General features: G+C 51.6%; 11 protein-coding genes. 1 reads left to right on the top strand and 10 read right to left on the bottom strand.

Translation table 11 applies throughout. The features are described from left to right. Positions 1 to 17: 17 nt before the first annotated feature. From miaA to FWE06_03560, 4 genes are all read right to left on the bottom strand, one after another. The gene (miaA, locus tag FWE06_03545; GenBank protein MCL2546255.1) at positions 18 to 863 is read right to left on the bottom strand and encodes a tRNA (adenosine(37)-N6)-dimethylallyltransferase MiaA; all 846 of its coding nucleotides are present in this window, start codon (positions 861 to 863) and stop codon (positions 18 to 20) included. Then, a complete protein-coding gene (locus FWE06_03550; GenBank protein ID MCL2546256.1) occupies positions 860 to 1,375 on the bottom strand; it encodes a GNAT family N-acetyltransferase in 516 nt (171 codons plus the stop codon). Before FWE06_03550 ends, miaA begins: the two co-directional genes overlap by 4 nt. Before the next feature lie 2 nt (positions 1,376 to 1,377). Further along, the gene (gene mutL, locus FWE06_03555) at positions 1,378 to 3,267 is read right to left on the bottom strand and encodes a DNA mismatch repair endonuclease MutL (GenBank protein ID MCL2546257.1); all 1,890 of its coding nucleotides are present in this window, start codon (positions 3,265 to 3,267) and stop codon (positions 1,378 to 1,380) included. A gap of 76 nt (positions 3,268 to 3,343) precedes the next feature. Continuing rightward, complete coding sequence (locus FWE06_03560) at positions 3,344 to 3,586, bottom strand: helix-turn-helix domain-containing protein (GenBank protein MCL2546258.1); 243 nt, start codon at positions 3,584 to 3,586, stop codon at positions 3,344 to 3,346. Between the two features lie 117 nt (positions 3,587 to 3,703). Here FWE06_03560 and FWE06_03565 point away from each other — a divergent pair, with 117 nt between their 5' ends. Beyond that, the gene (locus FWE06_03565; protein ID MCL2546259.1) at positions 3,704 to 4,108 is read left to right on the top strand and encodes a hypothetical protein; all 405 of its coding nucleotides are present in this window, start codon (positions 3,704 to 3,706) and stop codon (positions 4,106 to 4,108) included. Between the two features lie 86 nt (positions 4,109 to 4,194). On the opposite strand, the gene mutS is transcribed toward FWE06_03565, so the two are convergent. The 6 genes from mutS to FWE06_03595 form a co-directional block, all read right to left on the bottom strand. Further along, positions 4,195 to 6,783: a DNA mismatch repair protein MutS gene (mutS, locus tag FWE06_03570; protein ID MCL2546260.1), complete on the bottom strand. Its 2,589-nt coding sequence runs from the start codon at positions 6,781 to 6,783 to the stop codon at positions 4,195 to 4,197. A 100-nt stretch (positions 6,784 to 6,883) separates the two neighbouring features. After that, on the bottom strand, positions 6,884 to 7,234 hold the full coding sequence (locus FWE06_03575; GenBank protein MCL2546261.1) for an endonuclease domain-containing protein: 351 nt from the start codon (positions 7,232 to 7,234) through the stop codon (positions 6,884 to 6,886). Between the two features lie 126 nt (positions 7,235 to 7,360). Beyond that, on the bottom strand, positions 7,361 to 8,488 hold the full coding sequence (gene miaB, locus FWE06_03580; protein ID MCL2546262.1) for a tRNA (N6-isopentenyl adenosine(37)-C2)-methylthiotransferase MiaB: 1,128 nt from the start codon (positions 8,486 to 8,488) through the stop codon (positions 7,361 to 7,363). 67 nt (positions 8,489 to 8,555) lie between these two features. Then, entirely contained in the window at positions 8,556 to 8,936 is a 381-nt protein-coding gene (locus FWE06_03585; protein ID MCL2546263.1) for a VOC family protein, read from the bottom strand. An 81-nt stretch (positions 8,937 to 9,017) separates the two neighbouring features. Next, entirely contained in the window at positions 9,018 to 10,499 is a 1,482-nt protein-coding gene (guaB, locus tag FWE06_03590; protein ID MCL2546264.1) for an IMP dehydrogenase, read from the bottom strand. Between the two features lie 105 nt (positions 10,500 to 10,604). Further along, the gene (locus tag FWE06_03595; GenBank protein ID MCL2546265.1) at positions 10,605 to 12,050 is read right to left on the bottom strand and encodes a leucine-rich repeat domain-containing protein; all 1,446 of its coding nucleotides are present in this window, start codon (positions 12,048 to 12,050) and stop codon (positions 10,605 to 10,607) included. Positions 12,051 to 12,056: the final 6 nt, after the last annotated feature.

A 12,056-nucleotide genomic window follows, 5' to 3' on the forward strand; every position in this document is an offset into this window, starting at 1 on the left:
ATGAGGGCATCATATCTCTACACATCAATCCATCGCATATCATTTTCCCGCGCCAACCACGTCATCTGCCGTTTGGCATACCGTCGTGTGTTCTGCTTACACTGCGAGACGGCCTCTTCCAATGGCAACTTGTTCTGAATAACACCGATAAACTCTTTGTATCCGATCGCCTGCATAGCCTGCGATGACGGACTTACGCTGTTGTCAAGCAAACCTCGAATCTCATCAAGCAAACCGCTCTCGATCATAGCATCCACGCGCCGTTCAATTCGGTCGTATAAAACAGCGCGGTCACAGCGCAACGCCAAAACTTCGGCGTCAAAACGCGGTGCACCATGAGCTTCAAAACTCGATAGCGGCTTGCCCGACAGCTCGAAGACTTCTAAAGCACGAATGACGCGGCGTTTGTTGTTGACAGGAATATTAGCAGCCGAAACAGGGTCAACAACGGCAAGCCTATCGTGCAAATCTTGGCCGTCGTGTAAGTCTAGTCTAGCTCGAAGGGCCAAGTCGCCTTTCGGCGCGTCTGAAAGCCCACGGTACAGCGAACGCCAATAAAATCCCGTGCCGCCGCACACAACGGCCGCCTTGCCGCGTTGCCGGATGTCTTCAATGCATTGTAAAGCCTCATCGGCATAACGTGCGGCAGTGTATGACTCACGCGGGTCGGCGATGTCGAGCATATGGTGAGGGATTTCGGCGCGGTCTTGCCGTGTGGGTTTTGCTGTGCCGATGTCCATGCCGCGATAAATTTGCGCCGAATCACAGCTGACAATTTCTCCGTTATGTTTACACGCCAGTTGCATGGCAAGCGCGCTTTTGCCAGATGCCGTCGGCCCGAGGATGGCAATGACATGGCTCATAATTGCACCACGTAGCGAATATTGGTAATGTTGCGCCCTGCAAAATGCATAGGGTTACATGTGCCCTCAGACGTGAAACCAAGCCGTGCATACGCTTTCTGCGCGCGTAGGTTGTTGTCCAGCACCCATAGGTATGCAGTCTTGTACCCGTCAAAGCGCAGGTGTTCCATCGCTTTTGATATCATTGCATGGCCGAGATTTTGTCCCCAAAATTCGGGTAGCATATAGCAAGAGCAAATTTCGCCGTCATCAGGCCAACGCTCGTCCTGTGAGTGGCCGTAGTGCAATGCGCCAATAACTACGCCGTCAACTGCGCACACCAACCCACGCGGTGCAGGCACGTGTTCCCCGTTAAAATTTTTGGTAAATGTTTCTACCCAATGGTCGTCGGCCAAATTGTCTAAATACTCATCGCTCAACGTGCCGCGAAATGCTGTACGCCAAGATGTGGCATATACATATGACATACGCGGCACATCCCCAATGTGTGCGTGTCTTATGATATAATCCATGCTCATGCCCTCAAAAATAATTTTTCGATTGCCTTACGGCTCAATGCCACCAAAACAGGTCGCCCGTGTGGGCAATAACGCAAGTCGGGATTGCCCATCACAGCATTGGCGAGTGACTCAATTTCGGCGTATTGGCTGCTGCCGCCAACTTTGATAGCTGCTTTGCACGCCAGTTGTTTCAATGCCTCGTCGCGCGTGCGCAACTGCTTGGTGCGATGACCGTTTTGCAATAGCGTTGCCACTTCATCGAGCATGGCCGTCGCCTGTGAAGGGTCGATGTCATGCGGAATAGCGCGCAAAAGCAAGCTTCCATCGCCATAATCTTCTAACTCAAAGCCGATTTTTGCCAGCAATTCTTGTTGCTGTGTCAAAATGGCCCATTGGGTTGGCTCACACCGCACGACAATGGGTGCAAGGAGTTGTTGCGACAAGATTTCCGGCTGACTGTCACGCCATTTTTCATAGAGAATACGTTCATGCGCGGCGTGCTTGTCTAACAGCAGAATTTGCCCTTCCTCTTCGATGAGGATATAGCCGCCCAACGCCTCACCGATAACGCGGCAGGGGGTGATGGGGTCGAGAGTTGTTTGTGGTGATGATGTGGGGGTCGTGTAGGGCGCGGTGTCTTCAGTGCGTTGTGCCTCGGTATGTAAGGGCGCGCATGGCGTATCTGTAATAGATGGTGGTGTGGGTGAACTTTGTGGGACGCTTGGGGTAGCGTCCCCTATAACATCTGCATTTCGTACGAATGGCACAATCGATTGCTGCAATGTCATTTGTGGTGATGGCGCATAGGGCGTAATATTTTCATTACGACGTTCATTTGCGTCCTGTCGCGGGATGCTCGGGTGTGAATCCCCTGCGGGCGTTTCAACGCTCCTAAAATCCGGGCGCACAACACCGTCTGTCATTTGCAAAGCGTTCCGCACGGCGATATATATCGCCTCGAAGACTGTTTTTTCGCGCATGAATTTGACTTCCGATTTTGCCGGGTGTACATTGATATCGCAGTCGCCGGGGTCGATATCTAAATGCAGTACGCATATGGGAAACCGCCCCGATATGATCGTTTTGCTGTACGCCTCTTCAAGTGCCGCCATCATGACTTTGGCACTGACAGGCCGTCCATTGACAATGAAAATCTGCATGGCACGGTTGCCGCGCGCAATGGATGGATTGCCGGTAAAACCCGTAACACCAATGCCATCGTAGGTGTCACCGACAGTCAGCATATTGTTGGCAATGTCGCGCCCGTAGAGGCAGTAAATTGCAGACTGCAAGTTGTTGTCGCCCGGCGTTTGAAAGATTTCCTGCCCGTCTTTGATAAATCGCACTGAAATTTCAGGGTGTGCCAACGCTGCCCGCATGACGGCGCTTTGTATGTAACCCGCCTCAGTGGAGTCCTTTTTGAGGAACTTATAGCGAGCGGGAATGTTATAAAACAAATCGCGCACCGTGACAGTTGTGCCAATCGGGCAGCCAACGTTTTGCACATCAATGACATTTGACGCCTCAACGCGGATTTCATGTCCGATTTCGCTACCCTGCTGCCGTGATGTCATCGTTGCACGGCTGACGGCGGATAAGGCTGCCAATGCCTCGCCGCGGAAGCCCAGCGTCACAATGGCATCAAGGTCTTCCGCCTGCGTGATTTTGCTGGTGGCATGCCGCTCAAATGCCATACGCATATCATCAGCATCCATGCCGTGGCCATCATCGGTAACGCGCATAAATACCACGCCGCCCTTCTCGATTTCAACGGTAATGCGTTGAGCATGGGCGTCAATGGCGTTTTCGAGCAATTCTTTGACAGCGTTTGCCGGGCGCTCAACAACTTCGCCGGCAGCAATCATGTCGGCGATGTGTTGTGGTAATTTGCGTATGTTTGGCATGGAGTTTACCTCGAAATTCGGGGAAATCGTAGGGGCGGCATTCTGCCGTCCCTAACATATATAGATTACCATAATTCTACGCATCTAGCAAGTGGTTGACGGTGACATTCAACGCATTTGCCAAAAATACGACTTCAAAGTCTTGCACAAGGCGGTGTTGTCCCTCCAAACGCGACAACCCTGTCGCGCTGATGTCCATGCCAAGCACTTGCAATTGTGCGAGAAAATCCTTTTGTTTAATTTTGCGTTTGGTTCGCAGTGTATAGACTTTCGCGCCGACAATATTTTTGTCGCCGAGTAATACTTGCCGTGGCTTCATTCGTCATCGCCCCCTCCCTACGATGAGTGTAAAGCGAAAGGGGGTTGACTTACTGCGAATTATGCAGTAAAATAAAAAAATAATGCGATAAACGCACTATTGGGGGAGGCAATACAGATGGATAAATTTTGCAGAACGTGCGGCGGAGAACTTACGCAGGGGGCAGGGTTTTGTTCGTCATGCGGTAACGCAGTAGGGGAAAATGCTGCTGTGGTGAAGCTACAAATTAACAGAGATACAATCGGCATAGTGCTAATAATTCTTGGGACGATAGGGGTAGTGTCGGCAGGCATTATTATGTTTTTGGAGTATTTGCGTTGGCAGGAGCGATTTGGTGACTGGATCCCGTACAGACCGTCCGACAGATTGGTTGCGGCGATGGTTATATCGGGTGTAACCGAGTTCGTCGGGAATATGTTGTATGAAAAGACGCGTTATAGGGTGCTTCTCTTTTTGATAGGTGTGGCTATTTTTGGGATGTTTGCGCTTGTTGTATGGGGCGTGTTTTCGGTGGGGGCGTGATTTGTAGTGACATAAACAATCACAACGAAACGTCAACTGTATATGCACGGGCGGCAGATTGCCGTGCATTAACGAGATATACCACCTCACGCCCTCACGTCCCGCGCCTTTCCATGCAGCTCCGCCAACGTATTCATTGCTTCAATCGGCGTCAATGTATCCGGTGCAATGCTTGCCAGTTGCAGTACAAGCTCCAATGCCGACAGATCGGCCAGCGACAACTGCGGCTTTTCGGCAACAGCTTCGCCTGATGTTTCAATTCTCGCCGCGTTGTCTTCCAAGGTTTTTAGCAACGTCTGCGCACGAGTGACAACAGTTTTCGGCAATCCTGCCAATTTGGCTACTTCTACGCCGTAGCTGCCCTCTGCCGCGCCGCGCACGACTTTGCGCAAGAATACAATATCCTCGCCGCGTTTTTTCGCCGTGACGTTGTAATTCACAACATTGGACAGGTCGCGTTCCATGTCGGTCAGCTCGTGATAGTGTGTGGCAAAGAGCGAACGTGCGCCGATTTTCTTGGCGATATGTTCCAGCACGGCCTGCGCAACAGCCATGCCGTCAAAGGTGGAGGTGCCGCGTCCGATTTCGTCCAAAATCAGCAGGCTTTTGGGCGTGGCGTGTGTCAAAATGTGCGACACTTCCGTCATTTCTACCATGAAAGTCGAGCGCCCGCCTGTTAAATCATCGCTGGCACCGATGCGCGTGAAAACGGCGTCTACCATGCCGATCATCGCCTCTTTTGCCGGCACGAAAAAGCCCATTTGCGCCATGAGCGCAATCAGCGCGACCTGCCGCATATAGGTTGACTTACCCGCCATGTTGGGGCCGGTGATGATGGCAATCGTCTCTTCATGGCGGTCAAGCAGTGTGTCGTTGGGCACAAAGGGCGCGTCGCGCAATAACGCCTCAACAACAGGATGCCGTCCCTCGCGGATGTTGATGGCGTCGCCGTCATTACAGTATGGGCGGCAGTAGTCGTTTGCCACAGCCACGGCCGCCGCGCTGCATAATACGTCTAGCTCGGCAATGGCGGTGGCAGTGCGGCGAATGCGCTCGGCGTGCTTGGCGACGTCAACGCGCAACTTGGCAAAAAGCTCTTCTTCAAGTGCTTGCAAGCGGTCTTTTGCCGTTAGGATGGTGGCCTCCATCTCTTTAAGCTCCGGCGTGATAAATCGCTCACAGTTGACCAGTGTTTGCTTGCGGTCGTAGTGCGCTGGGGCTTTGTCGCTGTGCAGTTTTGAGATTTCAATATAATAGCCAAACACACGGTTGTAGCTGACTTTCAAGGCTTTAATGCCGGTGCGCTCACGTTCAGCCGTTTCCATATTGGCAACCAATTCCTTGGTATCGCGCATAATGGTGCGCAGGTCATCGACCTCTTGGTGGCAGCCGTGTTTAATCAGCCCACCTTCGGACAATTTCAACGGCGGTGTATCGACAAGCACTTCGTTAATCATTAGTGCGATATCATTGAGTGGCTCAATACGCGTATCAATATCAAGCAATAATTGCCCTTTGAATGCCGTAGTCTGCTGTTTCAACAACGCCACTTGCAGACAAGCCGCCGACAGTGCTGTGACATCACGCGCATTGGCGGTGTTGGCGCAAATGCGTGCGATGAGGCGCTCCATGTCGGCCATCGATTTCATAGCATCCATGCATTCACTGCGCAGCATAGTGTTTCCGTGCAGCGTTTGCACTGCGTCAAGCCGAGCGCTGACGGCATCAGTCGAACGCAGTGGGCGGTCAATACGATTGCGCAACAGCCGCTTACCCATCGGTGTGACTGTCTTGTCCAATACACTCAGCAAACTGCCGCGTTTGCCGCCCGAAAGGCTTTCGGTCAACTCTAAATGTCTGCGGGATGAAGCGTCGAGCGAAACGTAGAGTTCGGGTCGATAAATTTGCAACTTATCAAGCAGCCCGTCAAGCTGTTGCTGCGTCTTACGCAAATACGCCGTCGTCGCGCCGACAGCCGTTATCAGCCAATCGTCGCCGTGAATGTTGTTGCCAAAGAGTTCTTCGGCGGCTTTTCGCGCCGTTTTCAACTGCCACGCCTCATCATCGGTGCGCGAAATAGCGGCCGGATGCGTCGTCAAACAATCACCCCACGGCTCAGCGGTTTTGGCAAGGATAATTTCCCGCGGATTAAATCGCGCCAATTCATCGCACAGCGCGGCAACGCCATCTTCTTTTGATAACGATGTGGCGAAAATTTGCCCCGCCGAAATGTCGGCAAAGCACAATCCCACGCCGTCTTCGTTAAATGCTAAGGCGCAGAGATAATTGTTGGTGCTCTCGTCCAAACAGGTGCTTTCAGTGACCGTACCGGGCGTGAGATAGCGCACAACTTTGCGCTCAACCAATCCTTTGGCAAGTGCCGGGTCGCCCATCTGCTCACAAACGGCAATGCTATACCCGCGCTCGATTAGCCGCGCGATGTACGCTTCGCTCGAATGATACGGTACGCCGCACATCTGTGTCTGTTCCTCGGGCGGCACGTTTCTGTCACGCGTCGTCAGCACCAAATCAAGCTCAGAGCTGACCAAACGCGCGTCATGGTCAAACATCTCGTAAAAGTCGCCCAGCCGATAAAACAGGATATAACCCTCGTTTTCGTTCTTGAGGTCGTAGTATTGTTGCATCATGGGCGTTAAGGGTTTCTTTTGTGACATGGGTGTTGCTCCTTTTTGTGTGAAAATCGCGCACGGCGCGGACAGGAAAATCACCCGTCCTGTGGGACACCCTCTTTTCCGAAAGAGGGCAAGATAGGGATTAGCGTGAAATTAATTGTTGTTGGATAACGTTGCAGACGCTTTGAAAAGATGTATCTACTTCTGTATTGGAGAATCGCAAAACATGTAAGCCTAAGCCGTTGAGATAGTTTGTGCGTATAGCGTCGTAGTCTTTACCTACGTCAGTGTAATGGTGCTGCCCATCCAGTTCGATGACTAGCTTCTGTGAGTGACAGATAAAATCAACAATATAACTGCCTATGATGGCTTGTCGTAAAAAACGGCGAGGGTGTGTACGTAAGAATCCATACCAAAGTTTATTTTCTTGCGGTGTAGCATTATTGCGCAAGTCACGTGCCCGTTGTTTTAATTTTTGGTTGTAAAGAAACATTCTAGTTTCGTTCCCTCCTCGCCCTCTTTCAGAAAAGAGGGTGCCGTCGCAACGGCGGGTGATTTTCTCCCTCGCGCTCGTGCGCGACGTCTCCCAACACAGACATTGGACGCGCAATGCGCGCCCCTACAATTTTGTGTTCTCAATCGTCCTCTGCACCTCCAACAACCGCATAAATCGTGCCTTCTTCACATCCTCCGGCACAACATTCTCCATACTTGCCGCCGGCGTATCTTTACGCGGCGAAAACAGAAATGTAAACAATTGCTTGAACCGCACGGTCTCCAGCAGCGACAACGTGTCTTCAAAATCCGCATCGCTCTCGCTGGGAAAGCCGACGATCACGTCGCTCGTCAAGCGCACATCGGGAATCAGCTCGCGCAATTGCTCAATTTTCGTCAAATATTCCTCTCGTGTGTATTTGCGGTTCATTGCGGAAAGCATGGCGTCACTGCCCGCCTGAAACGGCAGGTGTAGGTGTTTTTCAACTTTGCTGCAGTCTGCCATGGCTTGAAACAGCGCCAAATTCGCGTCCTTGGGGTGGCTGGTCATAAAGCTGATGGAAAAGTTACCGTCTAGTGCGTTAATTTTGCGCAAGAGTGCCGGAAAGTCGCAGTCGCCGTCGCGGTAGGCGTTGACATTTTGTCCAAGCAGCATAATAGTCTTGTAGCCCTCGGCAATGGCTTGCGTAATTTCGTCTACAATATCGCCAACACCACGACTGCGCTCGCGTCCGCGCACATACGGTACAATGCAGTAGCTGCAATAGTTATCGCACCCGCGCATAACGGTTACCAAAGCATCGCGCTTGCCATTCTGTCCCGAAGAGCCGCGCACAACCGGCAACTGCTCGTGCCAAGCATCGTCTTCTTCAATATCGACAGCCCGCGTGCCGTCAGACAAGCTATGGCGCAAAAGCTCGGGCAATTTCGGCAAAGCATCCGGTGCAATGATAATATCAATTTGCGGAAACTCGTTTTGCAATTTCTTAGCCATATCCGGCTGTGCCACCATGCAACCGCAGACGATAATGCGCAATTCCGGATTCTTGCGTTTCAAAAATTTTAGCCGCCCGATGTAGCTTAACGCCTTGTTTTCGGCGTGGTCGCGCACGGTGCAGGTGTTGATGAAAATGACATGGGCAGCCTCCGGCGCATCGCACAACGCATAACCTTGCGCTGTCAGCAGCCCTGCCGCCATTTCACTGTCGCGGACGTTTTGTTGGCAACCGAATGTTCGGATAAATAAAGTCATAATTCACACTTCATGATGATTTTGAGGGATTGGGATAGTTAATGCTTTAAGGCGGGGAACAGAATGCTTATTTGCAATATTCGAAAAATTCCAATGTTTCTCCGTCCGGACCTGTAAAGAATATGTTCTTTATGCCGCCGAGCATAGGCGCGCTCATAATACGTGACGCGTCTATGTTGATACCATTTGCTTTGGCGTTTGCGACAGCTTGCTCGATATTATCGACAGTCATAGCAATATGGTCGACTGTCCCTGCGGTACGTTCTTCGCTTATCCCAATCAATTCGATGAGACATGTGCCTGCACTGAGAAAAGAAAGCCGGGTTCCGTTGTCGGTTTGTTCGTTATTATCAAGCGTAAATCCCAAGCGTTTATAAAAATCGATAGATTTGCCTATATCTTTGACGAATATACCGATATGAGCCAATCCTGTAATGTTGGATTTCATACTTAAGATTCCTTTCGTTTCTGCTGGTTCAAATATACACACTGTGGTGTGGTATAAGCGTGACAATCTGCCACTCTTGCACTACCCACTCACACTGTAATTCGGCGCTTCCTTCGTAATCGAAATATCATGCGGATGGCTCTCACGCAGCCCCGCACCCGTGATCGTCACAAAAACACCATGCTGTTGCAAATTGGGAATATTCGGCGCGCCGCAATACCCCATGCCGGCACGGATGCCGCCGAGCAGTTGGAATGCCGAGTCGGCCAACGAGCCTTTGTATGGAACGCGGCCTTCTACACCTTCCGGCACAAGTTTTTGCGAACCCTCTTGAAAGTACCTATCGGCGCTGCCTTTGGCCTGCTGCATCGCAGCAATCGAACCCATGCCGCGGTAAACTTTGAAGCGGCGCCCTTGGTATAATTCGCTTTCGCCCGGCGATTCCTCACAGCCGGCAAACAACGAGCCAATCATGGCGAGATTGGCACCTGCCGCGAGAGCTTTGACAATGTCGCCCGAGTACTGAATGCCGCCATCGGCAATGACGGGAATGCCCTGCATCGACGCGGCGCAAGCAGCATCGTAAATGGCCGAAATCTGCGGCATGCCGATGCCGGCAACAACACGCGTGGTACAAATCGAGCCGGGACCGATGCCAACTTTGACGGCATCGGCACCCGCATCAATAAGTGCTTTTGCACCGTCTGCAGTAGCCACATTGCCCGCCATAAGCTGTGCATTGGGGAACGCCTTTTTGATATCACGCACCGCAGCAATAATATTTTTCGAATGCCCGTGTGCGCTGTCAAGCACAAGCAAATCAACACCGTTTTCCAACAATGCTTCGGCGCGCTCATGACAGTCACCCGACACGCCGATGGCTGCGCCGACAAGCAGCCGTCCCTCGCTGTCCCGCGCCGAGTTGGGATAGGTCACAATTTTCTCAATATCTTTAATGGTAATCAGGCCCTTGAGGTGCCCCTGCTCGTCGACGATAGGCAATTTCTCAACTTTGGCGTTGGATAAAATGCGTTTGGCCTGCTCCATCGTCGTGCCGACAGGCGCGGTAATGAGGTTTTTATGCGTCATTTTTTCGGAGATCAACTGGCTCATATCTTCAACAAACTTCAAGTCGCGGTTGGTGATAATGCCGACCAAAATGCCCCTCTCATCGCAAATCGGCACACCTGAAATGCGATACTTGCCCATCAAGGCGTCGGCATCCTGCAACGTATGGGCGGGGGAGAGAAAGAACGGGTTGGTAATGACGCCGTATTCGCTGCGCTTGACGCGGTCGACCTCTGTCGCCTGCGCCTCGACCGACATATTTTTGTGAATAATACCAATGCCGCCCTCGCGCGCCATGGCGATAGCCATACGCGATTCGGTGACGGTATCCATCGCCGCGCTGACGAGCGGCATATTAAGTTTAATGCTCTTGGTGAGATTTGTCGAAAGATCAACATCCCTGCCCAGAATTTCACTATACCCCGGAATGAGAAGCACATCATCGAAGGTGTAACCTTTTTTTAGAAATTTGCCAGCAACGTCACGGTTTACCATAAAAAACACCCCTTTTCTTTTGCTGTAAGTATAGCAGAAAAGAGGGAGCTATGTCAATGTTTGGCGGAGCATTTAACGGGCAATAATCGATAGATTATTTTACAACTACCTTTGCAGTTCAAACCGCGCATCATCAAATGCGTCAACCGCGTCCCGCAAAGGATTGTCAGCGGCGTCCACTTTGCGCAACGCCGGACAGTTCAGCAACGGTGCCAGCGTTGTAATATTGTTATTTGATACATTCAAGATTTGTAATGAACGAATATTTGTCAGCGGTGCGACAGAGGCAATGGCATTGTTACGAACGGATAAATTTTTAAGCAAGTCGAGATTTGCCAATGGGGTCAGTGATGTAATTTGATTGTCGTCGAGACGCAAAACATGCAATTGTTCAAAATATTCTAGCGGCGACAAGTCATTTACAGCGTTATCTGATAGCATGAGGATTTCCAGTTGCGCTAAATTTGCCAGTGGCGATATATCGCTAATGTTGTTGCCGCTTAAGTTGAGTGAAAACAGTAATTGCATGTCATGCAGCGCCTCGATCGATGTAATGCGATTGTTGGACAAATCCAGTTGCCGAAGCCAATCCATTTGTGCGAGGGTGTCTAAGTCGGACGTTGTAACATGAGCGTTTTCCAGCGTCAAGTGCTGTAACGTTGGCAGTTGTGCCAGCACATCAAGACCGTCGAGCGGCGTGCTGCCGCCTAAGAGCAGCAACTCTCGTAAACCTGTCAGCCACTGCAAGTCTTCAAGCGTCGTGGGCATTACACGGAGCGCCTCGTTGTTGAGCCCAACAATATCCCACAAATCACTCGTAAACAATTCACCTGTTGGCTGCCCCAATGCGTCGCGTACCAACGCCTCTATCGCCTCATCCACGAACGCCACAGGCTTGACCAAGCCCTCCAAACGGTACGTCCCTTCAAACAAACGGCTGACCAGTCCGTCCTCGCCCACCGCAACGGCAGTCAGCACATTTTCACCCACCGGCAGCGCAATCGGTGTATCAAACGGCTCACTATTGACCGATGGCATCGAGCCGTCCAGCGTGTAAAAAATCTTGACACCGTCGTCGGTATCAAACGTGACATACACGTGTTCACCAAACTGCCCCGGTTCGGGATCGGGTACAGGCATCCGCGGTCGCAGATCATTAATGCGACCCGCAAGCCCGTCCTGCGCGTCAAGCAACTCAATGGCGTCACGTAGATTATTCTGTAACACAAACAACGCCGACAACGCTGTCAGCATTGTCGGTTCACCGGCTTGTACCTCTAAGCCGGCCAGCAACAGACGCTCAGCCTGCGGATAAAATCCCTGTGCTTTCAGCAATCGCACCGCCTCCAGCCGCACCGCCGGCGATTGCGGCAACCGCGCCAAAGCACGCTCATAGTGCGACACCGCCGTAGCATAATTGCCGACACTTTCAGCCCGCTCAGCTTGCCACACATGATAACGGCTGATAAGCCCGTCGCCAAAGACAAAATAACCCGCAGTCAACCCCGCCGCGATCAGCAGCAGAACAATCAATCTGACAGCGATCTTCATGCAAAA

It is taken from the genome of Oscillospiraceae bacterium, assembly GCA_009780275.1.
Lineage (GTDB): Bacteria > Bacillota > Clostridia > Oscillospirales > UBA929 > WRAI01.

Coding starts and splice junctions, on each gene's coding strand:
- miaB (MCL2546262.1), bottom strand. CDS start 8,488: ATGACTTTATTTATCCGAACATTCGGTTGCCAACAAAACGTCCGCGAC.
- guaB (MCL2546264.1), bottom strand. CDS start 10,499: ATGGTAAACCGTGACGTTGCTGGCAAATTTCTAAAAAAAGGTTACACC.
- FWE06_03560 (MCL2546258.1), bottom strand. CDS start 3,586: ATGAAGCCACGGCAAGTATTACTCGGCGACAAAAATATTGTCGGCGCG.
- FWE06_03585 (MCL2546263.1), bottom strand. CDS start 8,936: ATGAAATCCAACATTACAGGATTGGCTCATATCGGTATATTCGTCAAA.
- FWE06_03565 (MCL2546259.1), top strand. CDS start 3,704: ATGGATAAATTTTGCAGAACGTGCGGCGGAGAACTTACGCAGGGGGCA.
- mutS (MCL2546260.1), bottom strand. CDS start 6,783: ATGTCACAAAAGAAACCCTTAACGCCCATGATGCAACAATACTACGAC.
- mutL (MCL2546257.1), bottom strand. CDS start 3,267: ATGCCAAACATACGCAAATTACCACAACACATCGCCGACATGATTGCT.
- FWE06_03575 (MCL2546261.1), bottom strand. CDS start 7,234: ATGTTTCTTTACAACCAAAAATTAAAACAACGGGCACGTGACTTGCGC.
- FWE06_03595 (MCL2546265.1), bottom strand. CDS start 12,050: ATGAAGATCGCTGTCAGATTGATTGTTCTGCTGCTGATCGCGGCGGGG.
- miaA (MCL2546255.1), bottom strand. CDS start 863: ATGAGCCATGTCATTGCCATCCTCGGGCCGACGGCATCTGGCAAAAGC.
- FWE06_03550 (MCL2546256.1), bottom strand. CDS start 1,375: ATGGATTATATCATAAGACACGCACACATTGGGGATGTGCCGCGTATG.